The sequence below is a fragment of the Methylomonas sp. Uni0011 genome, from assembly GCF_056850255.1.
Map to the genome: position 1 here is coordinate 1 of NZ_JBVVNO010000022.1, position 25,905 is coordinate 25,905.

Genomic DNA, 25,905 nt, shown 5'->3' on the forward strand with positions numbered 1-25,905 from the left:
GAATGCGCGAAGTCCATCAGGGCCCGAGGTCGTTTAATCCTCAATTACAGGCCGGATATATGGGCGCAATATTTTCTTTATGTTACTGGTGAATTTTTTCTTGCAATACGGGGCGGACCATATATGATCCCGTTCTGTTTAGGGTTGTTTCTCAATGGCGAATTGAAATATCCCGTTGCTATCTTCCGCCAACGACAGATAAAAGCCACTAAATAGGTAACGCGTACCCGGCTGAAAAACGAAACGGTCGCGTCGAGATCGAATGCCGGATACCGCCTCTCGTTCCAGCACGGGCAGACCAGTTGAGGTTATATCGACTATACGAAAACCAAATGTCTCACAAGACTCGCACTCTCTTTTCACGGAATCGAGATGCCTCACAGAAACCGCGTTCGCAGGTTCAAAGCGAACCGCGCCATCTTCTTTAACCTGATCCCCACTCAGCAATGCGTTAGTACGGTAAAGCGCGTTCTGAATCTGACCATGTTCATCAGCGGCAACGTATGAAATAGACCGAAGGTTGGTATCGCAGTTTACAATGCATCCAATAGAGCCCAGGAGAAGCCGTTTCCCGTTGACTGTTATCGTTGCATCGACGGGGATGCGTGTGTGTTGCGAAAATACTTTTCGGCCTACTCCAATGCCCCCAAACATTGTTGTCCTCTGATCGAATTGAAACCATTGTTCCTTAGTAGCAGCCGTATATTCGTATCCTTTCAATATAATTTCTCCCAGCTTGCCTTTTACCATTTTTCCGTCTGGATCCAATTGGGAGTATATTCGGGCGGTATCATTGCTTTCTTTAACAAAGTATGGCGTACCTACGCACCCTGAAAAAAATGATGTAAGGAGAGATAGTGCCACGCTACGCAATCTCATTTGCTAAGTACCTCGGCTTATACAGTTAACGGTGTCCTGGCAATTCTAAGTTATGTTTGATGTAATTGGTAAACCACCAAATCGCAAACATTGAATCAGATTAGCCGATAGACAGCAAGGCCGTAAGGCGCAATAACCAGCGGGCATTGCGCCGTATTTTCAAACTATTCAAACTCATATAAATCTCCGTCATTTCCTGCCCAATTTAAAGGATAAACGCCACGCTCGACCCACCGAGGAAAGGTCGAATAAGACCAATCTTTTACCTGGTTTACCCAACCATGTTTCACAGGGTTGTAGTGGATATAATTCAAGTGTGCTTGAAAATCCGCCTCATCTCTTATCAAGTGTTCCCAATAACGCCGCTGCCAAATACCGCGTTCGCCACGTTTGATTCTGATCGCGGATCTTCGCTCTGTTTTTGGTATTGCCTTGGAAAATCCAATTTTTATCAAACGTATTCTTGTCGCGTAATCGGTATCGTTTTCCGGCAATTCAATCAAACAATGCATATGTTCGGGCAATACCACCCAACCGTGAATTTTAAACGGGTGATTCGCCTTTACCGTTTTGATCGAGTCTCGTAAAAGTTGAATATGCCTTATCAATAAGTCGTTATTTTTTCTTTGTAACAAATTGATCGTAAAAAAATAGGTTCCGCCTGGATGCCAAATTCGCCGGTAATCCATTTTTTAATATCAATATCAGATTGATTAACTGCGGCGCAATGCCCGTTGGTTATTGCGCCCTACGCGGGCTAAAGCCAAGCTCACCCGACCAAAATCGCATCGCGGTTTTTGGTCGGGTGAAGCGATTGGTTAGCCATTAGCCCATTGCATGTAGGTTTCCCAATTTTTTTCAATGGTAGCAATGCACTGCACGTCATGGGAAGGAGCTCCGATTTTTAATTCTTGATGGAAAGATGCAACGTCAATCTCAGGCTTGGTGTAATAAACAAACTCTTTGAACGTGCCAGTTGTGATTGCCAAAGCTTGAACAGCAGAACCTTTTGATTTCAGCATATCTAACGCTTTGTCCTCAATAATACTGACAGTTTTATTCTCTTCCGGATCGGGCATTTCACCGAGGCGAGGATCAATTAACGGAATTGCAATTCCAATTTTCAATACGAGGTCGGATTTACCGGCAAACGGACGAAGATTTGCATTTATTCTGACGACGATGGGGTTGCCATCATATTCACCCTGAGCCACTTGCCAATTGTCATCCGCAAACATCAGCGATGGATCAGGCTTTTTCTTGAATAGTCCAAACATTGTGTATTTTCCTTTTGGCTCTTGATGGCTAACTAATTATTAGATGGTTCCGTATATCTACCGAAAATGCCCCCCGAAGCGATAATTTATCAATCAACATAGGCATTTCCCTTCTGCATATCATCGGAGCCAAGTAAACAAACATCAAATTGCGGTCATTGAATCAGATTGGCCGATAGACCGCAACGGGTCGAACTGCCTATTCGCAGCTGCCCCCAACTCACCTCTCCCCCAACACCGCATAACACACCGGCGTCAAAATCAAACTTGCCGCCATGCCGATCAGCAGGCCGGCGGAGAGGGACAGAGTCATCGGGATCAGGAATTGGGCTTGCGGGCTGGTTTCCAGCAGGGTAGGCAGGAAACCGGCGAAGTTGGTCAGGAAGGCCAGCAAGATGGGCCGGAAGCGGGAACAGCAGGCTTCGGCGATCAGCACGTCCACCGGGCGGTCGGCGCCGTCGTGCTGGCGCAGATAGTCCAGCAACACCAGGCTGTCGTTAACCACCACGCCGCTGGCGGCGATCATGCCGACCAAGGATTCCATCGACAACGGCAGGCCGGCGGCCCAGTGGGCCAGCACCGCGCCGCACCAGGCCACCGGCGCGGCCAGCAGAAAGATCAGTGGTTTGGCGTAGGAGCGGAACGGCACCGCGATCAAGGCGTAGATCACCAACAGCGCGATCAGCGTGTTTTTGCCGAATGCGGCCAGCAGCTCTTTCTGTTCCTGGCGTTGCTGGCCGATTTTGACGTTCAAGCCGGGAAAGCGGTTTTCCAGCGCCGGGAAAACGTCGCGTTCCAGCACCGCGTAAACTTCGTTGGCGTCGGCCAGGGTCGGATCGACCCTGGCCTGGACTTTCAAGACCCGTTGCCGGTCTTCGCGTATGATGCGGGCGTAGCCTTGCAGCACTTCAACGTCGGCCAAGCTGGCCAGCGGTGCGCTGGCGCCGTTGGGCAGGCGCACCGGCTGGGCCTTGAGTTGGTCCAGCGAACGCCGCTCGCGCAGCGGAAAACGCACCATCACCTTGACTTCCTTGCGGCCGCGCATGAAGCGATGCACTTCCTCGCCGTAATAGCCGTTGCGGACCTGCTCGGCCAGTTGTTCCAGGCGCATACCCAGCCTTTCGGCGTCGGGCTTTAGCGTCAAGTGAATTTCCGGCTTGCCGGGTTCGCCGGAATCGATCACGTCGTAGGCGCCGCGAAAGCCCTTGATCTGTTGCTTGAGCTGCTCGACCGCCGGGCCGAGTTGGGCCGGATTGTCGGCGCCGACCGTCAGTTCCAGGTCGTAGGGCTGGTCGCCCTCCTTGAAAATGAAATCGACCTGGCCGATTTGAATGTCGCCGATGCGCTGGCGCCAGTCGCGGATGAAGTCCTCGACCTTGATACGCTGGCGGCCGGCCGCCGACAGTTCCAGCCACAGGCCGGCGCCATGTTCCCAGACGATGGTTTCGACACCAACAATGACGCTGTGCTCGGGGTGTTGGCCGCGCTTGCCGGCGCCGGGCGGCACGCCGTCCAGTTCGTCGCGCAATTCAAACAAGGCATTTTCGACCCGGTTGGCCAAGGCTTGGGTTTCGCTGTACGGCGCGCTTTGCGGCAGCCGGATCGAGACCCAAAAACTGTCCTTGGACACGTCCGGATTGATCGACTGGCGCACCCGGTCGCTAGCCACCAGACCCCAGCAAATAATCAGCAGGGCGGCAAACAGGGCGACGGTCAGATAACGCCAGCGCAACGCGGCTGCCAGCAGCGGCCGGTAGACTCGCTCAACGAAACTATCCAGCCCCCCGTTCAGCCGGGCGCGCAGCCGCTGCAAGCCATTGGCGGCGGACGACGCCGGTACCGGCGCGACCAGATGCGAAGGCAGGATCAGCAGGGCTTCGACCAGCGAGAACACCAGCGTCAGGATCATAATGACGCAGATCGGCCGCATCATTTGCCCGGCCCAGCCCGGCAAATACAAGCCCGGCAGAAACGCCACCAACACAATCAGCACCGACAAGGTCACCGGCAAGGCCACCGCGCGCACACCGTTGACCGCTGCTTGCAGCGGGGTTTCGCCGCCTTCAAGCTGCCGGCTGTGCACGCTTTCGCCGATGATGATCGCATCGTCCACCAGCACGCCCATCGCCAGCAAAAAGCCGAACAAGGACAGCATGTTCAGCGAAATATCCAGCGCCGGCATCAGCCAGAACGCGCCCAGCACCGAAGTAAAAATGCCGACGCCGGCCCACAGCGCCACCCTCACTCGCAGGAACAGCGTCAACACCAGACACACCAGCAAAAAGCCGCTCAAGCCGTCTTCGAGCAAGGTGCCGATGCGTTCGTCGTAGGCCTGGGAATCGTCCCACCAGGTAATCAAACTCAAACCTTCCGGCAGGCCGGCGCGCATGGCCGCGATTTCCGATTTGACTTTGCGCGCCACCGCCACGCTGTCGCGTTCGGTATGCACCTCCCAGCCTTGCGCGGTTTCGCCGTTGTGGCGCCAGTCGTACAAACGTTCTTCCAGGCCGTCGCGGATCGTGGCGATTTGGTCCAGCCGCAGCCGGTTGCCGTCCGGCAAAGTCTTGACGACCAGCGCGCCGACCGCGTCGGCATCCTTGGCCCGGCCGGCCACCCGCAACAATAATTCGCCGTCGGGATTGCGGACCAGACCGCCGGGCAGATCGACCGACGCCGCCCGCACGGCCTGGGTGACATCGTCCAGCGTCAGCTGGTACTTGCGCATTTGTTCCGGCGCGACTTCGATACCGATCTCGTAATTGCGTTCGCCGTAATTGCGCACCCGGCTGACGCCCGGTATCGTCGACAATTGCTGTTGAATCCGGTCGCCGAATTGCTGCAGCTTAAAGGCATCGGTAGCGCCGTGCAGCGCCACCCAGATCACGCCGTCGTCGTCCTTGCGGTCGGCCGGCAATACGTCGATTTTTTCCAGTTGCTTGGGCAGGCGCGGAATGGCTTGCACCCTGGCCCGCAGCAAGGCCATCATTTGCTCGCGGTCCCGGTCGGGCATCATCTCGACCGCCAAGGTGCAGGTGTCGCCCTGGATTTCGCCGTGCAAATGCTTGATGCCGGTCAGATCGTGCACCGCTTCTTCGATTGGGATGCACACCGCTTCCTCGACTTCGGATGGCCCGGCGCCGGGGAAGACGGCGGTAATTTCGATCTGATGCGGACTGAAGCGCGGAAACACTTCCTTGTCGACGTCCAACATGCCGATCACGCCCCCGGCCAGGATCAGCAACATCAACAAATTGGCCGCGACCGGATTGCCGGCAAACCAGGCCAAAATCCCCCCCAGGCGGGCCGTGCCGGGCGCGCTGCTCATGGTTGGCTTGGCGCCGCTTCGACCCGCATGCCGGCCACCGGCAGCGGCAGGTCCGAAACCACCACCCGGTCGCCGGCCTGCAAACCGGACTTGACCACGACCCGGTCCGGCTCGCTGCGCAGGATCTCGACGTCGCGGAACACCAAGCGCTGCTCGGCATCGACCAGTTTGACCTGCTGCAGATTATTCAACGCGCTACGCGGCAAGGCATACAGCCCGGCGCGGGCTACACCCTCGATTTCGGCTTGGACGAACAAGCCGCTCAACAACGGCGCGGCGCCGTCGCGGCTGTGATCGGGTTGCTCGACTTGGGCGACCAGAAACAACTGGCCGCTGCTGCTGTCCAGCTCGGCTTCGCTGCGGACGATGCGCCCGCGCCAGGTTTGCAGTTGGCCGGCCACCTCCGCGCTCAAGGTCACCGCCGGCCAATGCGCCGCGCGGCCGGCTTGGCCCAGCGGCAAATCCAGAAACGCCAATTCGTTGATACCGACCGGCAACCGAATCTCGGCGATGTCGTTGGCGTAAATCCGGGCGATGGTCGCACCGGCCGGCAGAAACTGGCCGCGGCCGACTTGCTTGCTCAACACCCGGCCGGAGAACGGCGCCCGGATCTCGCAGCGGCTGCGGTCGAGTTTGGCCTTGGCCAGATCCGCTGCGGCGGCCTGCAATTTGGCTTCGGCTTCGGCCAGTTGCGGTTTGCGCAAGGCCAGATCGCTGGCTTCGCCCTGGCCCAGTGCCTGCCATTCGCTCAGCGCCTGTTCGGCCTGGGCGCGTTCGTTGATCAGTACCCGTTTGGCTTCGGCAATCTTGGCTTGGGTGGCGACGATGGCGTAATCGTAGTCGCGCGGGTCTATCGTCGCCAACAGTTCGTCGGCCTTGAAAAAACCGCCGGACACCAGCGCCGGATGCATCTGCTCGACTTTGCCGGAGACTTGGGCGATCAGGTCGATCGCTTCGCGCGGCGCAACCACGCCTTGCGAATGCACGTTCAGCTTCAAGGTTTGCGGTTGGGCATTGACGACCTCGACGCGCGGGATTGGCGGCTCGGCCGGCGCCGGCAAACTGCTCGGCCGCAAGGCGATCATGGCCCAGGCCGCACCAACGGCCGCGCTCAACACCGCAGCCGGCAAGATGATTTGTAACCAACGGGATTTTTCGTTCACACCGCGCCGCCCAAGGCTAAGTACAAGTTGATGCGATTGGCTAGTAATTGCCGCCGCACCGCCAGATGCGCGCTTTGCGCGTTCAAGGTGCTGCGGTAGCTGTCCAGCAGGGTCAAGATTTCGATCAAACCCTGCTGGTAGGAATACACCGCCAGTTTGCGGCTGGCTTCGGTTTGCTCGACGGCCTCGCGTAGCGCCTGTTCCTGCTCCCGCAAGCGAGTTTCGGCGGCCAGGGCTTGTTCGACTTCGCGGAACGCGTTCAACGCCACGCTCTGGTATTGTTGGTAGGCCTCGCGAACTCGGGCCTGATTCAAGCGAATCTCGGCTTGCAAACGGTCGCCGGTGAACAAGGGTTGAGCCAGGCCGGCCGCCAAGTTCCAGGCCGCTGCGCGCGGATCGACAATTTCGGCCAGGGCCGGGCTGGCGCTGCCGCCGGCAGCCGTTAACGTCAGCCGCGGCAATAGTGCTTTTTCGGCGCTTTCCAGGCCGGAGTCGGCAGCTTGCAAGCGTTGGAAAGCCGCAGTGATGTCGGGGCGGCGCAGCATCAGCTCGGCCGGCAATCCGGCAGCCAGACCGGGCGGCGGCTCCGGCAAGCTGTGCGGCGTCTGGCCGGCTGGGTCGTTCGCCGCGGTTTGAGCGATCCGGCCGTCCGGATAACGGCCGAGCAGGGTTTGCAGTAGCCGCGCCAACAATTGCACGTCGTTTTCGGCTTGGGCCAGTTGGGCTTGGGCATTCGCCAGATCGGTCAATGCCAGCCGCAAATCCAGACCGCGGGTCAAACCTCTATTAAATCGGCCGCGCACCAGATCGACGATCACGCCGCGGTCGTGGACCGATTGCGCCGCAACATGAGCCTGCAAGCGGGCTTCGGCCAGGGCGAAATAAGCTTGGGCAATCCGCGCCGCCAGCGAGAGCCGGGCCGCCCGATAATCGTCGGCGACCGCAGCGGCATTGAGGACGGCGGCCTGCTGCCCCGCCTTGATCCGGCCCCAGACATCCAGCTCCCAACTCAAGTTGAATAGCGCGGCAAAGCGGCCGGATTCGACGCCGAGATCGCGGCTGCGTTGGTAACCCGGATTGAAATAAGCTTGCGGCCAACGCCCGGCGCCGGCCACCACCGCTTGTTCGCGGGCCGCATCGATACGGGCCGCAGCGACCTGCAGATCGAAATTGCCGGCCAGACCATCGGCCACCAACGCCGTCAATTGCGTGTCGGCAAAGCGATCCAGCCACGCCGAGACCGACTGCTCCGGCGCCATCGGCTGTTCCGACCATTGCGGCGGCGGCGCAAAGGCGAGATCCTGGGGATCGCGGGGCGGTAGCGACTGGCAAGCGCACGCCGCCGCAACCAGCCCAGCGCAGAGCGTTAAAGTCGAGGCCGGTTTGCGGGGTAAGGGCATGCGTCGATGAATGAACGGTTTTGGACGGTGAGGCGGCCCTTTGCTTACAGGGCCTCTTCAGTTAAGACGTTTCAAAAGTCAAAATCCCCACCGACTCGCCAAAAAATTGGGCATATGCCGTATATACCGGGAACTCCAACCGGCCGCCGGCACCGAGTCCGCCCGGTAAAGTCAGGCGCTTGCGGGCGACTTACCTACTCCACGACCACCTTGATTTTGCCGATTTTCGCTTGCCACAGCTTAGGTGCGCTGTTGTGAATAGACTCGCCTCGGCTATCCACCGCCACGGTGACCGGCATATCCTCGACCACGAATTCGTGGATCGCTTCCATGCCCAATTCGGGAAAGGCCACGACCCGCGCCTGTTTGATGGCTTTGGATACCAGATAAGCGGCGCCGCCCACTGCAATCAAATACACCGCTTTGTGTTTGGCGATGGCCTCGATGGCTTGCGGGCCGCGTTCGGATTTGCCGATCATACCCAGCAGGCCGGTCTGTTCCAGCACGGTGTCGGTAAAACTGTCCATCCGCGTCGCGGTGGTCGGTCCGGCCGGACCAACCACTTCGTCGCGCACCGGATCGACCGGACCGACGTAATAAATGAACTTGTCTTTTAAATCGACCCCGTCCGGCAACGCTTCGCCTTTGTTCAGCAAATCGACGATGCGTTTGTGGGCGGCATCGCGGCCGGTCAACAAAGTGCCGCTGAGCAGCAGGGTTTCGCCGGGCTGCCAATCGGCAACATCCTGCTTGGTCAGGCCGTCGATGTTGACGCGACGGGCGGTGCTGGCCGATTGGGTAATGGCCGGCCAATCCGACAGTTTGGGCTGCGTCAAGATGGCCGGCCCGGAACCGTCCAACACGAAATGCGCGTGGCGGGTGGCGGCGCAATTGGGAATCATCGCCACCGGCTTGTTGGCGGCGTGGGTTGGGTAATCCAGGATTTTCACGTCCAGCACGGTGGTCAGGCCGCCCAGGCCCTGGGCGCCGATGCCGAGCGCGTTGACCTTATCGTAGAGTTCCAAACGCAGTTCTTCCAAGGCATTGCTCGGGCCGCGGGCGATCAGATCCTGAATATCGATCGAGCCCATGCAGGCCTGCTTCGCCAAAATCATGGCTTTTTCGGCAGTGCCGCCGATACCGATACCCAGGATACCCGGCGGACACCAGCCGGCACCCATGGTCGGCACGGTTTTCAACACCCAATCGACGATGTTGTCGGCCGGGTTCAACATCACGAACTTGGATTTGGCTTCCGAGCCGCCGCCTTTGGCCGCGACTTCGACGTCCACCTTATCCCCCGGCACCAACTCCATATGTACCACCGCCGGCGTGTTGTCCCTGGTATTGATACGTTTGCCGGCCGGATCGGACAGGATGGATGCCCTCAGCACATTATCCGGATGCAGATAAGCCTGGCGCACGCCGGCATTGACCATCTCGGTCACACTCAATTCGGCGTCCCAGCGCAGGTCCATGCCGATCTTCAAAAACACGGTGACGATGCCGGTATCCTGGCAAATCGGCCGCCGGCCTTCGGCGCACATCCTGGAGTTGATCAGAATCTGCGCCATTGCGTCTTTGGCCGCCGGGCTCTGTTCTTTCTGGTAAGCGGCGTACAGCGCGTCGATGAAGTCTTTAGGGTGGTAATAGGAAATGAACTGCAAGGCATCGGCGATGCTCTGAATGAAGTCGGCTTGGCGGATCGTAGTCATAATGGCTCTCGGCTTGGCGGGCAATCGCCGTTGCGCCTATGGCGTCAGGCGTTCCCGATGGCGGACGATGCGGCACAAGCGGCCGCGGCAATGAAGCCCGGATTGTACTTGAAACCGCGGCGCTACCGATCGGCAAAAATCGCGGCCTGCCGCTAGCCGGAACGGAGCGGCGCAGGCAATATTGGCGATTGGATCGACAATCAGCCGCGTCCAGGTTTGAAATCGAGGCCGCGTCGGCTATGCTCGGGGTTTGACCGGCCGCCGGCTTATCGGACCGGGTCGCCCTTTTCTGGAGGAGAATCGAGTGTTCAACGCCAAACCGTTTCAATTGTTGCGGCTGATATTGGCCTTGGCCTGCTTGCCCGGCCGCGTGCAGGCCGAGGCCATTTCGCCGTTGTACCGCCCGGCGCCGGCCCTAAGCGGCCACGATCTGGCGGTGATCGTCAACGATGCCGATCCGCTGAGCCGGCAGATCGGCGAATACTACAGCCAGCAGCGGCAAATTCCGGCCGAGCAAATCATCCATCTGCAGTTTCCGCCGCGGCAGGCGGTGATGTCGCAACGTACCTTCGAAGCCTTGAAACAGCAGGTCGACGCCAAAACCCCCGCCCACGTGCAGGCGTATGCCTTGACTTGGCTGCTGCCGTTTCGGGTGGACTGCATGTCGATCACGACGGCATTCGCGGCCGGTTACGATCCGGCGTTTTGCGCCAAAGGCTGCCAGACCACGCGCAACAGCCCCTATTTCACTTCCGAAACCGACAAACCGTTTAAGGCCCACGCCTGGCGGCCGACGATGGCGGTGGCCGGCAAAACCTTCGAAGAGGCCAAGAAATTGATCGATACCGGCGTCGCTGCCGATTATTCGCATCCGCAAGGTGCGGCATATTTACTGAAAACTTCGGACAAGGCGCGCAGCTCCCGCGCCCAGAATTTTCCGAAAGTGGCCGAGGCGCTGCAGAATTTTTGGCCGGTGCATTACCTGGAGCAGGACTACATCAGCGGTCGCCAGGACGTGATGTTTTACTTCACCGGCCTGACCCATGTACCGCATCTGGCCGATAACCGGTTTCTACCGGGGGCAATCGCCGATCATTTAACTTCGACCGGCGGAGTGCTATCCGGCGGCGGCCAAATGAGCATCACCGAATGGCTGAGCGCCGGGGCCACGGCCAGCTACGGCGCGGTGGTGGAACCGTGTAATTTTCCGGCCAAGTTTCCGAATCCCGGCGTGGTACTGTATTTTTACCTGCGCGGCAGCAGTTTGATCGAAGCGTACTGGAAGAGCGTGCAGCAGCCGGGACAAGGCATATTTGTCGGCGAACCGCTGGCCAAACCGTTCGCCTACCGGCCGAAGACTTGACCGCCGCTAGCCGGCTACGATCAGCCGGTTACGACCGGCTTCCTTGGCGACATACAGCGCCTGGTCGGCCCGGTTCAGCAGCTCGGTCCGGTTGCTGCCGTGATCCGGAAAAATTGCCACCCCGATCGAGACGCTCAGTTCCGGCAGTTGCTGATTGCCGAACTTGACATGCAGATGCTCCACTTCCATCCGTAAACGCTCCAGCCGGCGCAAAATTTTATCCGGATCCACTTCCGAAGTAACCACGACGAATTCCTCGCCGCCGTAGCGGCAAACGATGTCGCTACCCTCGCGAAAGCCGTTCATCAATTGGCCGGTTTTCGTCAAAACTTCGTCGCCGGCATCGTGGCCGTAGTTGTCGTTGAAAACCTTGAAATGGTCAATGTCGATCATCGCCACGGCCAACATTTTGTTACTACGCCCCATCCGCAAGATTTCCCGATCCAGCACTTCCTCTAGGAAGCGGCGATTGAACAAGCCGGTCAACGGATCGCGGATCGATAATTCGTGCAGTTCTTCGCGCAAGGTCAGATTGGCCAAAGCCAAGCGTGCGCTATCTGCCGCCGCTTCGGCGATAGATAGGGTGCGTTCAATGTCGTCGCCGTTGGGATCGGCGAAACGGGGCTCGATATAGATCAATCCCAGGCCGCGGGTGTGGGCCAACAACGGGATGCATAGATACGGAACGGATTCGGAGCAAACGTGGCCGCAGCTGGGATTGATCGAATTACCGCAACGGGCGATGTGGATACGGCCGCGGCGCATGCCCCAGCATTCGTCAGGGTTGAATACCGCTTCCAGCCGGGTATCGCCCCAAGAGTCTTCCAGTACCAACGAATTGCCGGCGGCGTCCAGCATGTACAGGCCGCCGCTGGATTCCGGGAACAGGCGGACGAACGCTGCCTTCATGATCGGATAGGCTTCGTCCATTTTCTGGCAGCTTTGCAGCAGATCGGTCATTTCCCGGACCAATTGCATGTGCAAGATCGCCGCTTCCAATTCGCGCTGAGCCTTATTCAAGGCCGTAATGTCGCGGGCAGCGGCAAAAATACCGGCGATATTGTCGTCTTCGTCGCGGTAGACCGAGGCGTTGTACAGCACCTCGGTAATCTTGCCGGAAACGTGGCAAATCGCCAGCGGATAATCGGTAACCTTGCCTTGCGAAAACGCCAGACGGTAGCCGTCGCGGGCTTTTTGCGGATCGGTGAAATAGTTGGAGAAATCGCTACCGATCAATTCCTTGCGCGGCACGCCGGTGACTTTTTCGGTGGCGCTGTTGACGTCCATGATTTTACCGTCGGCGCTGATGGTGACCAACGGATCGAGACTGGCCTCGATCAGGCTCCGCGCATACGATGTTTTTGCAGATTTCACCAACATGCCGAACCGCCGGATTGGATGTTAAGAGTACGGATTAGTCGAAGGTTTTGCCCCAGTGTCCGCAATAGAAGCGCTGCTCCAAAGCCGCCCGGCTGCGTTCGCCGCGCTCTCCGGCCTGAAAATCCTCGGGCAGGATCGCGGCGTCCGCCGGATAGCCCACCGCAATCATCGCCATCGGCGTGCAGTCATCCGGCAGACCGAAACTTTGCCGGGCCAGATCGGCATCGAAACCGCCCATTTGGTGAGCCGCCAAACCCAACGCCGTGGCCTGCAAGCAGATGCTCAACGCGGCCGCGCCGGTATCGTAGGCGGCCCAACGGTTCGGCTTACCGTTGTGATTAAAATTATTCATGGCTACTGCCAGCAGCAACACCGGCGCGTTTTGCGCCCATAGCCGGTTCTTTTCGGCAACGACATTCAGCGCGATTTGCCGTGCCGCCCCATCGCCGAATTTGTCGCACACGATAAATCGCCAGGGTTGGTCGTTGAAACAGGACGGCGCCCAGCGCGCCGCCTCCAGTAAAGCGGTCAGATCGCGCCGGCTGACCGGTTGGTCGGCGGCAAACGCGCGCGGGCTCCAGCGTTCGGCGATCAAGCCGCTAATTTCGACCGAGGTTTGGGCTGGTTTTCTATGCATAAGGATCACCCGAAATCAGGAATAAAAAAAGGTTTGCGCGTTCCGGTTTTGTCGCTAACATAATAGCGAATCAAAACTATAACAATAAATTCAACCGGGAGCCGTATCATGCCAAAAAAAAGCTTGTGGTGGTTATTCAGCATTTGCGCACTGGCCGCCGCGGCCGGACCGGGGCGTTCTTGGGCGGCAAACCTGCTGGCATTCGAGACGGTGTCCGCCGCAAGCGCTTCCGAATACGACCACCCGTTGGCGGCAATTGGCGTCAGCCTGCTGATCGGCGCGGTATACGGGCTGTACTGGCTGCGTAACCGGGCCTAAACCGCCGCCATCATCCGCCGCCGAAAATACCGATTCGGCGGCACTGCAAAGCTCTACCCTCGCCATTACGGTTCCCTGCTTCGCGCAGCCGGCGCTTTATAGCGCTTGCCGGTTGGTGCTAGAATCGCGCGTTTACCATTATTAAACCGTTCGGCAAATCGGCGCAAGCGTTCGGCTTCAGCGGCCGGTGTCGGCGATTACGCGCCGGAATGCTACGCAGAAAACACCATGACCATCGATTATAAACAAACCCTGAACCTGCCCAAGACCGAGTTTGCGATGAAAGCCAATCTGGCTCAGCGCGAACCGGAGATGCTGAAACAGTGGAACGAAAACCAACTGTATCAAAAGATTCGCGAGGCTTGCGCCGGCCGGCCTAAATTCATTCTGCACGACGGCCCGCCGTATGCGAACGGCGCGATTCACATCGGCCACGCGGTGAACAAGGTGTTGAAGGACATCATCGTCAAATCCAAAACCCTGGGCGGTTTCGACGCACCCTACGTGCCGGGCTGGGATTGCCACGGCTTGCCGATCGAATTGATGGTGGAAAAGTCGGTCGGCAAGGCCGGCGTCAAAGTATCGCCGGCCGAGTTTCGCAAGGAGTGCCGCGCTTACGCCAAGAAACAGGTCGGCATTCAAAAAGAAGAATTCATCCGCTTGGGCGTATTGGGCGATTGGGACAATCCTTATTTGACGATGGATTTCGCGTTCGAAGCCGACATCGTCCGCGCCCTGGGCCGGATCGCCGCCAAGGGCCATCTCAGCAAGGGCTTCAAGCCGGTGCATTGGTGTACCGATTGCGGCTCGGCGCTGGCCGAAGCGGAAGTGGAATACGAGGACAAGCATTCGCCGGCGATCGACGTGCGCTTTGCCGTCGTCGACGAGCATGCCTTCATGGAAAAGTGCCATCATGCCGGCGATCGCGAAGGCCAAGGCCCGCTGTCGGTGGTGATCTGGACCACCACGCCCTGGACACTGCCGGCCAACCAAGCGGTGGCATTGAATCCGGAACTGGAATATGCGGTGGTGCAATGCGACATCGACGGCCAAACCGAACGTTTGGTGTTAGCCGAGGCGTTATTGAAAGACGCCGTGTTGCGTTACGGCATCGGCGAGCACCACATCGTCGGCTACTGCAAGGGCAACGCGCTGGAAGGCCTGTTGTTGCAGCACCCGTTCTACGACCGACAGGTGCCGATCATCCTCGGCGACCACGTTACCACCGACGCCGGCACCGGCGCCGTGCATACCGCGCCCGGCCACGGCCAGGAAGACTATGTGGTCGGCATGAAATACGACCTGCCGGTCGACAACCCGGTCGGCAGCAATGGCGTGTTCCTGCCCGGTACCGAGTTATTCGCCGGCCTGCACGTATTCAGCGCCAACGACAAGGTCTTGGAAGTGTTACGCGAGCGCGGCCGCTTGCTGCACCACCACGCCTTGCTGCACAGCTATCCGCATTGCTGGCGCCACAAAACCCCGATCATTTTCCGCGCCACGCCGCAGTGGTTTATTTCGATGAACCAAAACGGTTTACGCGACACCGCCTTAAACGAAGTCAAACGCGTCGATTGGGTGCCGGAATGGGGCCAGGCGCGGATCGAGGCGATGATTTCCAACCGCCCGGACTGGTGCATCTCGCGCCAGCGTACCTGGGGCGTGCCGATCGCCTTTTTCGTGCATAAAGAAAGCGGCGAACTGCATCCGCGTAGCGCCGAATTGATCGAGCAAGTCGCGCAGCGCATCGAACAACAAGGCATCGATGCCTGGTTCGAACTGGATGCGGCCGAATTGCTGGGCGCCGACGCCGAGCACTACGAAAAAGTCGCCGACACGCTGGATGTCTGGTTCGACTCCGGCGTCACCCACGCCGCCGTGCTGGAACGCCGCGAGCAACTGCGCTTTCCGGCCGATTTGTATCTGGAAGGCTCGGACCAGCATCGCGGCTGGTTCCAGTCGTCGTTGATGGCGTCGGTGGCGATGAACGACGTCGCGCCGTATAAAGAAGTGCTGACCCACGGCTTCACCGTCGATGCCGAAGGCAAGAAAATGTCCAAATCCAAGGGCAACGTGGTACTGCCGCAGACGGTGATGAAATCGCTGGGTGCCGACGTGTTGCGCTTGTGGGTGGCCAGCACCGACTACCGCTACGAAATGTCGGTGTCCGACGAGATTCTGAAACGCACCTCCGACGCCTACCGCCGCTTGCGCAACACCGCGCGCTTTTTATTGGCGAACCTGGACGGCTTCGACCCGACGCAACATCTGGTCGGCAAGGACGATTTAGTGGCGCTGGACCGCTGGGTCGTCGACAAAGCCTGGCAATTGCAGGAAGAAATCAAGGTGGCTTATAACGAATACCAATTCCAGGTGATCTACCAAAAAGTGCTGAATTTTTGCAGCATCGACTTGGGCGGTTTTTATCTGGACATCGTCAAGGACCGCCAGTACACCGCCAAGGAAGATTGCCTGGCGCGCCGTTCCGGCCAGACCGCGATGTACCATGTCGTCGAGGCACTGGTACGCTGGCTGGCGCCAATCACCAGCTATACCGCCGACGAAATCTGGCACTTCATCCCCGGCCAACGCGGCGAGTCGGTATTCCTGGAAACCTGGTACCAAGGCTTGTTCCCGCTGGAAGCCGATGCCGCGATCAACCGCGACACCTGGGACAGGGTCATGGCGGTGCGCGCGGCGGTGTCGAAGGAACTTGAAGCCTTGCGCAAAGACGGCGCGATCGGCGCATCGTTGAATGCCGAAGTCGATTTGTATTGCAACGAAGTTTACGGCGCCGAATTGAACAAACTGGGCAAAGAGTTGCACTTTATTTTCATCACTTCCAATGCCGGCGTTTCCGATATGCAGTTCTGCCCGGACGATGCGGTTGCGACCGATATCGACGGTTTGAGAATAAAGGTGAGAGTATCCGAGCAGCAAAAATGCGTGCGCTGCTGGCACCAACGTTACGACATCGGCGAGCATCCGGAGCATCCGGAGTTGTGCGGTCGTTGCGTGGAAAACGTAGCCGGCAATGGTGAGACCCGTCGTTATGCTTAAGTGGCTTTGGGTTTCGGCGCTGGTGCTGATATTGGACCAAGCCAGCAAACTGACGGTCGACGCGACGATGCAACTCTATGAATCGATTCCGTTGCTGCCGAATTTCAATCTGACTTACGCCCGCAATACCGGCGCCGCCTTCAGTTTTCTGGCTCAGGCCGGCGGCTGGCAGCGCTGGCTGTTCGCCGGGCTGGCACTGGTGATGAGCGGCATCATCGGCGTCTGGTTGTACCGACTGAAACCATATGAAACCCTGATGGCCTGGGCCTTGTCGCTGGTACTTGGCGGCGCGATCGGCAATCTGATCGACCGGGTGGCTTACGGTTACGTGATCGATTTTCTCGACGTTTATTACCAAAGCTGGCATTGGCCAGCGTTCAATATCGCCGATTCGGCGATTTGCATCGGCGTCGGCCTGATGTTGCTGGAAAGCTTCGGCGTCGGCCGCAAAAGCGCCGATTCGCCGGCATAATCCACAACAGTTCCAATGCGCCGCCCGGCAATTCGGCGGCGCGCCCTCCATCTGCCTCAGCCAGCCCCGAGTCGGCGTCTGCGCCCGGCTCGCCCACCCGAAGTCCTGAAAAGTCCGCTCCCAGCCATTATCATGTCGCTTTTGCCGCGAGGAAACACAGCATGGCGCTCGAAGTGGAACACAAATTTTTATTGGCTAACGACGCTTGGCGTGACGAAGTCGAGGATTCGGTTTTATACAAACAAGGCTATCTGAGCGGGAGTCCGCTCAGCTCGATCCGAGTACGGATTTCCGACAGCCAAGCCTGGTTGAATATTAAAAGCGCGACGATCGGAACCCATCGCCTCGAATTCGAATACGAGATCCCGTTGGCCGATGCCGAGCAATTGCTGGCCGAGCTCTGCCATAAGCCGGTGATTGAAAAAGTCCGCCATTTCGTGCGCCGCGAGCCGCATCTGTGGGAAATCGACGAATTCCTCGGCGACAATCAAGGCTTGATCGTGGCTGAGATCGAGTTGTCGCAAATTGGCGAATCTTTTGCAAAACCGACCTGGCTGGGCCAGGAAGTGACGGACGATTTGCGCTATTACAACAATAATTTGGCAAAAAATCCGTTCAAGGATTGGGATAAATAACAATAATTTACGAGAAGTATTGAAAAGCGAGGTGCAATGCTCTATATTTTCTGTATGAGCAAAGCTACTGTTGTTGTTTTTTTGATACTTTTCGCGACCCCGATCTGGGCGTCGGAGCTGACCCATGCCATCGACAATTTGGAGGGCGAGTGGGCCAAGGTGTATTACCAGAACGACGAGAGCTTACAGCGCAAAGCCTATCCGGCTTTGATCGACAAAGCGGCCGAGTTGGGCAAACGCTTTCCGCGCGCCGCCGAACCAAAAATCTGGCAAGCAACCATCATCGCCACCAACGCCGAATTTCAGTCATCATTGGATGCATTGGCTAGCCTGAGAACTGCCAAAGGCTTGTTGGAAGAAGCGATTGCATTGCAACCCGAGGCATTGGATGGCGCCGCTTATGTCACGCTGGGCACCTTGTATTACATGGCGCCCGGCTGGCCCATTTCTTTCGGGGACAACCAATTGGCCGAACAAATGTTAAAGGCCAGCCTGAAAATCAATCCCAACGGCATTGACGCCAATTATTTCTACGCCGACTATTTGCTGCAGCAAGACCGCAGTGCCGAAGCGGAAGAATATTTGCGTAAAGCGGTGCAAGCACCGTTACGCAAAAACCAGTATTTTGCCGACAGCCAATTGCAGAACGAGGCCAAACTGGCCCTCACCAATACGCAACAACGAAAATCGAATACCGGCAAAAATAAATTTCAAGCGATATTTACGACCGCGACCTACAGCGCCGATTAAAACCGGCTGGGGCGTTCGATTTTTGGATGTAGAATAACCCTACTTTCATTCCGGCGTGCCGCCCCATGACAAAAAGCTTTATTCGGCTGGCAACGGTTTTTGCCGTGTCGTTCAATGCCGCAGCCCTCGCTGCCGGGCAGGCGCCGGAGCCGGTAACACTGCAGCTTAAGTGGTTTCATCAGTTTCAATTCGCCGGCTATTACGCCGCGCTCGAACAAGGCTACTATGCCGAGGAAGGCTTGCAGGTCGAGATCCGTGAACGCGATCCTGCGCAGGATTTCGTCGAACAAGTCGTTTCCGGCCAAGCCGATTACGGCATCGGCGACTCCGGCTTGGTCGTCCGGTACGCCAACGGCAAACCGATTGTCGCCTTGGCGGCCATCTTCCAGCACGACGCCCTGGCGTTGTTCAGCAAGCAATCTTCCGGCATCCTCAGCCCCTATGAAATGTCCGGCAAAAGAGTCATGTACGATCTGGCCGGCGAAAACAACGCCCAAATCCGCGCGCTGTTGGCCGAGGCCCATCTCGACGAAACCCGGCTTCAAAAAGTAGCCCACAACTTTGCCGACTCGGACTTGATCCGCAATAAAGTCGATGTGATGGCCGGCTACGTCACTGACCTGCCCTTTGGCTTGCGCCAAAAAGGGATCAAATTCAATCTGATCTCACCGCAAAACTACGGCATCGATTTTTACGGCGACATCCTGTTTACCAGTCAGGCCGAACTGGAAAAGCATCCCGGCCGCAGCGAGGCGTTTCGCCGCGCCAGCTTGAAAGGCTGGCAATATGCACTGGAGCATCCGGACGCCGTTATCGAACTAATCCGCAGCAAATACCACAGTAAGCTCAGCCGCGGACAACTCCGGTTCGAAGCCGAGGAAACCCGCAAACGGATTCAGGCCGACACGATTCCGCTCGGCCAAATCGAGGCGGCACGGCTCCAGCGGGTTGCGGAAATATTCTCCAATCTGAAATCAATGCCCAGCTTGAATCCGAAACAGCTGGACGGCTTCATTCTGAGCGGCGGCCGCTTGAACGGCATCTCCTTGACCGAGGCCGAACGCATCTGGCTGAACAAGCATCCGACGATTCGACTCGGCGTCGAGCGGAACTTACCACCCTATGAAACCCTGGACGCCGCAGGCCGCTACACCGGCGCTGTCCCGGATTTTCTGCAATTGATCGAAAAGCGGTTGGGCATCCAGTTCGTCCCAGTGCAGAACAAGACCTGGCAAGAGATAATGGAAATGGTCGAGCGCGGCGAACTCGACGCCGTCGCCGCAGCGCTTAAGACGCCGGAACGCGAACAATATCTATCCTTCACCGAGCCCTATCTGTCGATGCCGGCCGTCGTTATCGGCAACAAATTCCACGGCTTCATTACGTCGCTGCATATGCTGGCCGGACGGCGGATCGCCGTCGAACAGGGCTATTTCGTCCAGGAGTTGCTTAAACGCGACTATCCGAACTTGCAACTGACGGTTGGCGGTTCGGTAAATGACTGCCTGCGACTATTGGACGAGGGCAAAGTTGACGCATACATCGGCGATGCCGCTTCCGCCAGCTTCATCATCAAACAACAAGGCCTGTCCAACCTGCGCATCCTCGGCCAGACCGGCTACGTCGGCGAAAGTCGGCTGGCTGTGACCAAAGCTCACCCGGAATTGTTGAGTTTGCTGGAAAAAGCTTTGGCGGCGATCGAGCCAACCGAACGCGACAAGATCACCAACCGCTGGCTGGGAATCCAGGCCGACACCGGCGCCGACCTGAAAACCTTGGCCAAACCGGCGCTGGCCTTGCTATTGGCTTTGCTGTTCTGCTTTTACTGGGTTTACCGCTTACGCCGCGAGATCCGGGCCCGCAAAACCAGCGAAGCCGATCTGGCGCGCTTGTACACCAACATGTCTCTCGGATTTGCGCTGCACCAGGTGATTCGCGATCCCGGCGGCAAAATCGTCGACTACCGTTACCTGGACATTAATCCCGCTTTCGAAAAAATGACCGGCCTTGGCCGCGAAAATTGGATCGGCAAGACCGTCAAACAGGTGTTACCGCAAACCGAAGCGGCCTGGATCAACAGTTTCGACGGCCTGGACATCAGCGGCGAACCGAAACACTTCGAAAACCATGTGGCGCAGATCGACCGCTGGTACGCCATCGACAGCTACAAAGCCGGTCACGACCGCTTCGTCGTCCTGGTGCAAGATATTACCGAACGCAAGCAAACCGAACTGGCACTGAAGCAAAGCGAAGAGCGGTTTCGTATCAGCCAGTTCTACGGCGGCGTCGGCATTTGGGAATCGGATTTGCAAACCAACCGCCAGTTCTGGTCCGAGATCGTCACCTCCGAATTGGGTTTTCCGGTCAGAGACATTCATACCTGGGCCGATTTTCTGGCCGTGGTTTACCCGGAAGACCGGCCTTTATTGATTGAAGCGACGCGGCGCCATATCGAAACCGGTGCCAAATACGAGGTGGAATACCGGATTCAAGGCAACGGCGGCGAGCGACGCTGGATGCGCTCGGTGGGTCAGGCCGAACGCGACGCTTCCGGCAAACCGGTGCGCATGCGCGGTATCGTCCAGGATATCAGCGAACGTAAAAAGGCCGAGGAAAAACTGCGGCTGTCGGCGCGGGTATTTTCCGATGCCCACGAAGGCATCATGATTACCGATGTCGATGCGTTGATCATCGACGTCAACACCGCGTTCAGCGAAATCACCGGCTACAGCCGCGACGAAGCGATCGGCCGGAATCCGCGGTTTCTCAAATCCGGCCGCCAGTCCAACGAGTTTTATGCACAGATGTGGCAAACCCTGAGCCAAAACGGCCATTGGCGTGGCGAAATCTGGAACCGGCGTAAGAACGGCGACTTGTACGCCGAGCTGCTGACGGTCTCGGCATTGCGCGACGAATCCGGCGCCATCATCAATTACATTGGCTTGTTTTCCGACATCACCGAAACCAAAAAGCAACAGCAGGAACTGGAAGTACTGGCGCATTTCGATCCGTTAACCCAGTTACCGAACCGCGCGCTGTTTGCCGACCGATTCGCCCAGGCCATCGCCCACAGCAAGCGCGCCGACTCGCTGCTGGCGTTGTGTTACCTGGATCTGGACGGCTTCAAGCAGGTCAACGACCATTTCGGCCACGAAACCGGCGACCAGTTGTTGATCGAGGTCGCCAAACGCATCAAGATGAATCTGCGCGAAGGCGACACGGTCTGCCGCCTGGGCGGCGACGAATTCGCCTTGCTGTTCGAGAACCTGCAATCGATCCAACAATGCGAAGACACCCTGGGCCGGATTCACCAGGCCTTGGCCGAGCCGTTCGAATTGGTGGAACGCCACGTGCGTATCGCCGCCAGCAGCGGCGTGACGGTCTACCCGCTGGATATGGAAGACCCGGACATCCTGCTGCGTCATGCCGACCAGGCCATGTACCAGGCCAAGCTCGAAGGCCGCAACCGCTTCAAATTGTACGAACATCTGCCGCCGCCGAGCAGCGGCTACAGCCAGCGCCCCAGCCGGCTGGAACAGGCTTTGGCCGAAGTCGGCCAAGCCTTGGCCCAAAATCAGTTCCGCCTGTATTACCAGCCCAAGGTCAATTTGAAATCGGGCGAGATCGTCGGCATGGAAGCGTTGATTCGCTGGCGCCACCCCGAGCGCGGCCTGTTGCCGCCGGCCGAATTCCTGCCGATCATCGAAAATACGCCGCTGGAAATCGACGTCAGCAACTGGGTGCTGCGTCAGGCCTTCATCCAATTGCAAAGCTGGCGCGAACAAGGCTTGAACCAGCAAATCAGCGTCAATGTCTCGCCGCGGCATCTGCAATGGCCGGATTTCATCAAGAATCTGGAGACGCTGCTGGCCGAATTCCCGCAGCTATCGTCCCGGCAACTGGAACTGGAAGTACTGGAAAGCAGCGTGTTGGAAGATTTGATTTCGGTCGGCGAAGTCTTGAAGCAGTGCTACCACGAATTGGGCATACCCTGCGCGCTGGACGATTTCGGCACCGGCTATTCATCACTGGCCCATCTGCGCCACCTGACCATCAACACCGTCAAAATCGACCAGAGCTTCGTCCGCGATATGATCGACGATCCGGACGACATGGCCATCGTCGAGAGCGTGATCGCACTCGCCAAAGCCTTTAAACGCGAGGCGGTAGCGGAAGGCGTCGAAGACCTCGAACACGGCGTGTTTCTGATCGACTTGGGCTGCAGCGTCGCCCAAGGCTACGGCATTGCCCGGCCGATGCCGGCCGACGCCGTGTTGGGCTGGGTCGCCAATTACCGCCATCCGCCGGCCTGGAGCCGTTGCGCCGGAACCGAGCGCAGCGCCTGGCACAGACAGTTGGAATTGCTGAAATTGCAACAGCAATACTGGTTGCGCCGGCTGGAGCAATGCCTGCACGGCGAAGCTATCGACATCAAACCGCGCTGGCCGGTTGCCACGGCCAAAAAATCGCACCTCGGCCGCTGGCTGGAGCGGCAGAAAAACGAACGCAACGTCGATCGGCAATTACTGGAGCAGCTGGAACGCGCGCAACAGCAGCAACACCGGCTGGCGCAATTGATGTGGCGTAACCGGCAAGAGGGCCGCAACGCGGAAGCTGCCGAGCAGTTTAAACAGCTATTGGAAGTGAATCTGGAGATCGTCCAGTTACTGGAGCATTGCGAACTATCGTTCTGAACCGAACCGGCGGACGCTGGTTTCCAGCTTGGCGAAATCGCAGTGTTCGGCCAGGCAATCGGCCAGACGCTCGATCCCGGCCTCGCGCAGCGCATTGAAATCGACGGCCTGATTGGCGCTGTACCCGGCCCAGGCCAACAGTGCGTCGCAGGCTTCCGGCAAATCGAACAGGCCGTGCAGGTAACTGCCGGCGACTTGGCCGTCGGCGGCAACCGCGCCGTCCGGCCCGTCGGCCAGCTCGAATAATGGACTGAACAAGGCCGGACCGCGACTGATACCGAGATGGATTTCGTAGCCGGCCACCGGTGTATTCTGCCGGTAAAAACGGCCGGCCGTGCGCTTCAGGCATTTCTCGGCTTGCAACTCGGTCGCCATATCCAGCAAGCCCAACCCTTCGGCTTGGCCGGGGGCGCCTTCCAGACCGAGCGGATCGGCGATCGTCTGGCCCAGCATCTGGAAACCGCCGCAAATGCCCAGCAATTTGCCGCCGTAGCGCAAATGCCGGCGAATGAAGCCATCCCAGCCCCGCTCGCGCAATTGCGCCAGATCGCTACGCACGGCCTTACTGCCCGGCAGCACGACCAGATCGGCGCCGTCGACCTGGTCCGGCCGCTTGGCGAAGCTGACTTTGACGCCGGGATGCAATTGCAGCGGGTCGAAATCGGTATGGTTGCTGAAACTGGGCAAATGCGGCACGACAACCTGAAAACCGCCGGCGCCGGCTGCGGCATGGCGGGTGGACAGCGCGTCCTCCGCTTCCAGGTACAAGTCGTGCAGATAAGGCAACACCGCCAGCACCGGCTTGCCGGTTTTGGTTTCCAGCCAGTCCAGGCCGGGCTGCAGCAAACCGATGTCGCCGCGGAAACGGTTGATAACGAATCCCACTACCCGCCGCCGCTCGCTGTCCGACAGCAATTCCAGCGTACCGACCAGATGGGCGAACACGCCGCCGCGGTCGATATCGGCGATCAAAATCACCGGACAATCCACCGCTTCGGCAAAGCCCATGTTGGCGATATCGCCGGCGCGCAAATTGATTTCGGCCGGACTGCCGGCGCCTTCGACGATGACCATCGCGTATTGTTCGGTCAAGCGCCGCCACGACGCCAGCACGGCTTGTTTCGCCACTTTTTTATAGTCGTGGTACTGGGCCGCAGACTGGTTTTGCAGGACCTTACCATGGATGATGACTTGGGCCGTGGTATCGGAATTGGGCTTCAGCAATACCGGATTCATATCGCTATGCGGCGGCAGACCGCAGGCGGCGGCCTGTGCCGCCTGCGCCCGGCCGATTTCGCCACCGTCTAAGGTCACGGCACTGTTCAAGGCCATGTTTTGCGGTTTGAATGGCGCTACGCTGACGCCCTGGCGCCGGTAGTAACGGCATAAGGCCGTGACCAGCGTGCTTTTGCCGGCATCGGAGGTGGTGCCCTGCACCATCAAGGCCGGAAACGGCGACTTAGGTGTCATCGGGCCAGCTATTTTCGTAAACGAATGCCGACAACGGCTGCGGCGCGGCCCAATTTTCCAATTCCAGCATCGGCTTCGGGTAAAACTCGGCGACGTGGCCCAAACATAAAATCGCTATCGGCCGGCTGCCGGCCGGCATGTTCAACAAATTTGCCAGCGCCTGCGGCTCGAACAACGATACCCAGCCCAAGCCCAGACCTTCGGCGCGGGCCGCCAGCCACAGATTCTGGATCGCACAAGAGGCCGAGGCCAAATCCATTTCCGGCAGGGTGCGGCGACCGAAGACGTGACGTTCACGCCGGTCCGGCAACGCGACGACCAACAGCTCGCCGCAATCGAGGATGCCTTCCACTTTCAGCTTCATGAATTCGTCGTGGCGTTCGGCTAACGCCTCTGCGGTAGCGCGGCGCTCGGCTTCCACCAGCTCATGGATCTGCCGGCGCAGTTCGCGGTCGCTGATCCGCAAAAACCGCCAGGGTTGCATCAGGCCGACACTGCCGGCCTGATGCGCGGCTTGCAGCAAGCGCGTCAAGACTTGCGGATCGACCGGGATATCCAGGAAATGGCGCATGTCGCGGCGTTCGGCGATAGCGCGGTAGACGCCGTTCAGTTCCGGCTCGGAAAAGCGGTAAGGCGACTGCGTCATCAAAATGCGGCGGCGACAATCACGGCGGTTTCCACCAACTCCACCGCCGCGCCGTAGACGTCGCCGGTGCAGCCGCCCAAGCGGGCGATGGCGGTGCGGCGCAGCCAAAACAGCAGTAGCCCGGCGGCCAATAGCGCCGGCCAACCCGCCAGCGCCACGCCCAATAGCGCACTGGCCGCGATCGGCCAACGCGCCGCGTCTGCCGGAAACTGTCCCAGCAGTTTGGCAGCCAGGCCGTGAGGATTGACGTAAGCGGTGCTGCACATCAACAGCAAAATCGCCGCCCGGCCCAATACCGGCGCCAACACCAGCGGCGCATAGCGTTGTTCGGCCAGCAGCGCTTCGATCGCAGCGAATTTCAGCAGCAACACCAGTAGCAAAACGCACACCGCAATCGGGCCGGAGCTAGGGTCTTTCATAATCCGCAAGCTGCGCTCGCGGTCGCCGTAGCCACCGACCCAGGCGTCGGCGCAATCGGCCAAACCGTCCAGATGCAGGCCGCCGGTCAGTAACACCCAGGCGGCCAGCACCAGCGCGGCACCGGCCAAGTGCGGGCCGCCGGCCAGCATTGCCGCCAGCAGCGCCAGCAGCAAACCCAGCAGCAGGCCCACCGCCGGATAATACAGTGCGGATTGACCCAGCCGGCGCGGGTCGGCCGGACCGGTGTCCGGGACCGGAATGCGGGTCAGAAACTGTAAGGCCAGCCAGAATGCCTGCACGG

19 protein-coding genes are annotated in these 25,905 nt (G+C 58.7%); 7 read left to right on the forward strand and 12 right to left on the reverse strand.

Going from position 1 to position 25,905, the window contains the following annotated elements:
• Nucleotides 1–138: 138 nt before the first annotated feature.
• The 7 genes from AC0IM9_RS17930 to AC0IM9_RS17960 form a co-directional block, all read right to left on the reverse strand.
• A complete protein-coding gene (locus AC0IM9_RS17930; protein WP_482804896.1) occupies nucleotides 139–879 on the reverse strand; it encodes a hypothetical protein in 741 nt (246 codons plus the stop codon).
• Between the two features lie 164 nt (nucleotides 880–1,043).
• The gene (locus AC0IM9_RS17935; RefSeq protein WP_445372192.1) at nucleotides 1,044–1,568 is read right to left on the reverse strand and encodes an REP-associated tyrosine transposase; all 525 of its coding nucleotides are present in this window, start codon (nucleotides 1,566–1,568) and stop codon (nucleotides 1,044–1,046) included.
• Nucleotides 1,569–1,697: 129 nt separating this feature from the next.
• Entirely contained in the window at nucleotides 1,698–2,156 is a 459-nt protein-coding gene (locus tag AC0IM9_RS17940; protein WP_140913968.1) for a DUF695 domain-containing protein, read from the reverse strand.
• A 220-nt stretch (nucleotides 2,157–2,376) separates the two neighbouring features.
• On the reverse strand, nucleotides 2,377–5,481 hold the full coding sequence (locus tag AC0IM9_RS17945; protein ID WP_482804897.1) for an efflux RND transporter permease subunit: 3,105 nt from the start codon (nucleotides 5,479–5,481) through the stop codon (nucleotides 2,377–2,379).
• Nucleotides 5,478–6,644: an efflux RND transporter periplasmic adaptor subunit gene (locus AC0IM9_RS17950; protein WP_482804898.1), complete on the reverse strand. Its 1,167-nt coding sequence runs from the start codon at nucleotides 6,642–6,644 to the stop codon at nucleotides 5,478–5,480. The genes AC0IM9_RS17945 and AC0IM9_RS17950 overlap by 4 nt, the downstream gene beginning before the upstream one ends.
• Entirely contained in the window at nucleotides 6,641–8,044 is a 1,404-nt protein-coding gene (locus AC0IM9_RS17955; protein ID WP_482804899.1) for an efflux transporter outer membrane subunit, read from the reverse strand. The genes AC0IM9_RS17950 and AC0IM9_RS17955 overlap by 4 nt, the downstream gene beginning before the upstream one ends.
• 194 nt (nucleotides 8,045–8,238) lie before the next feature.
• Nucleotides 8,239–9,759 (reverse strand): fumarate hydratase, encoded by a 1,521-nt coding sequence (locus tag AC0IM9_RS17960; protein WP_482804900.1) that lies wholly within the window; start codon nucleotides 9,757–9,759, stop codon nucleotides 8,239–8,241.
• A gap of 304 nt (nucleotides 9,760–10,063) precedes the next feature.
• Here AC0IM9_RS17960 and AC0IM9_RS17965 point away from each other — a divergent pair, with 304 nt between their 5' ends.
• Nucleotides 10,064–11,122: a TIGR03790 family protein gene (locus AC0IM9_RS17965; protein WP_140913828.1), complete on the forward strand. Its 1,059-nt coding sequence runs from the start codon at nucleotides 10,064–10,066 to the stop codon at nucleotides 11,120–11,122.
• 6 nt (nucleotides 11,123–11,128) lie between these two features.
• On the opposite strand, the gene AC0IM9_RS17970 is transcribed toward AC0IM9_RS17965, so the two are convergent.
• Together AC0IM9_RS17970 and AC0IM9_RS17975 are read right to left on the reverse strand one after the other, a co-directional pair.
• Entirely contained in the window at nucleotides 11,129–12,502 is a 1,374-nt protein-coding gene (locus tag AC0IM9_RS17970; protein ID WP_140913827.1) for a sensor domain-containing diguanylate cyclase, read from the reverse strand.
• Nucleotides 12,503–12,536: 34 nt separating this feature from the next.
• On the reverse strand, nucleotides 12,537–13,139 hold the full coding sequence (locus AC0IM9_RS17975; RefSeq protein ID WP_482804901.1) for a nitroreductase family protein: 603 nt from the start codon (nucleotides 13,137–13,139) through the stop codon (nucleotides 12,537–12,539).
• A 108-nt stretch (nucleotides 13,140–13,247) separates the two neighbouring features.
• Here AC0IM9_RS17975 and AC0IM9_RS17980 point away from each other — a divergent pair, with 108 nt between their 5' ends.
• The 6 genes from AC0IM9_RS17980 to AC0IM9_RS18005 all read left to right on the forward strand — a co-directional run bounded on the left by AC0IM9_RS17980 (nucleotide 13,248) and on the right by AC0IM9_RS18005 (nucleotide 23,068).
• On the forward strand, nucleotides 13,248–13,457 hold the full coding sequence (locus AC0IM9_RS17980; RefSeq protein ID WP_482804902.1) for a hypothetical protein: 210 nt from the start codon (nucleotides 13,248–13,250) through the stop codon (nucleotides 13,455–13,457).
• Nucleotides 13,458–13,685: 228 nt separating this feature from the next.
• Nucleotides 13,686–16,517, forward strand: a complete 2,832-nt coding sequence (ileS, locus tag AC0IM9_RS17985; RefSeq protein WP_482804903.1) for an isoleucine--tRNA ligase — start codon at nucleotides 13,686–13,688, stop codon at nucleotides 16,515–16,517.
• Nucleotides 16,510–16,989, forward strand: coding sequence for a signal peptidase II (gene lspA, locus AC0IM9_RS17990; protein ID WP_482804904.1), 480 nt, complete (start codon nucleotides 16,510–16,512; stop codon nucleotides 16,987–16,989). The genes ileS and lspA overlap by 8 nt, the downstream gene beginning before the upstream one ends.
• A 161-nt stretch (nucleotides 16,990–17,150) precedes the next feature.
• Nucleotides 17,151–17,624, forward strand: coding sequence for a CYTH domain-containing protein (locus AC0IM9_RS17995; RefSeq protein ID WP_140913822.1), 474 nt, complete (start codon nucleotides 17,151–17,153; stop codon nucleotides 17,622–17,624).
• Nucleotides 17,625–17,705: 81 nt separating this feature from the next.
• Nucleotides 17,706–18,374 carry a tetratricopeptide repeat protein gene (locus tag AC0IM9_RS18000; protein ID WP_278209858.1) on the forward strand — a complete coding sequence of 223 codons (669 nt, stop codon included), beginning with the start codon at nucleotides 17,706–17,708 and terminating at the stop codon, nucleotides 18,372–18,374.
• A 65-nt stretch (nucleotides 18,375–18,439) separates the two neighbouring features.
• Nucleotides 18,440–23,068 carry an EAL domain-containing protein gene (locus AC0IM9_RS18005; protein WP_482804905.1) on the forward strand — a complete coding sequence of 1,543 codons (4,629 nt, stop codon included), beginning with the start codon at nucleotides 18,440–18,442 and terminating at the stop codon, nucleotides 23,066–23,068.
• Here AC0IM9_RS18005 and AC0IM9_RS18010 read toward each other — a convergent pair.
• From AC0IM9_RS18010 to AC0IM9_RS18020, 3 genes are read right to left on the reverse strand one after another with little or no spacing between them, the layout of a single operon-like run.
• The gene (locus AC0IM9_RS18010) at nucleotides 23,057–24,538 is read right to left on the reverse strand and encodes a cobyric acid synthase (RefSeq protein WP_482804906.1); all 1,482 of its coding nucleotides are present in this window, start codon (nucleotides 24,536–24,538) and stop codon (nucleotides 23,057–23,059) included. The genes AC0IM9_RS18005 and AC0IM9_RS18010 overlap by 12 nt on opposite strands.
• Nucleotides 24,528–25,184 carry a 5,6-dimethylbenzimidazole synthase gene (bluB, locus tag AC0IM9_RS18015; RefSeq protein ID WP_482804907.1) on the reverse strand — a complete coding sequence of 219 codons (657 nt, stop codon included), beginning with the start codon at nucleotides 25,182–25,184 and terminating at the stop codon, nucleotides 24,528–24,530. Before bluB ends, AC0IM9_RS18010 begins: the two co-directional genes overlap by 11 nt.
• Nucleotides 25,184–25,903, reverse strand: a complete 720-nt coding sequence (locus AC0IM9_RS18020; protein WP_482804908.1) for an adenosylcobinamide-GDP ribazoletransferase — start codon at nucleotides 25,901–25,903, stop codon at nucleotides 25,184–25,186. Before AC0IM9_RS18020 ends, bluB begins: the two co-directional genes overlap by 1 nt.
• Nucleotides 25,904–25,905: the final 2 nt, after the last annotated feature.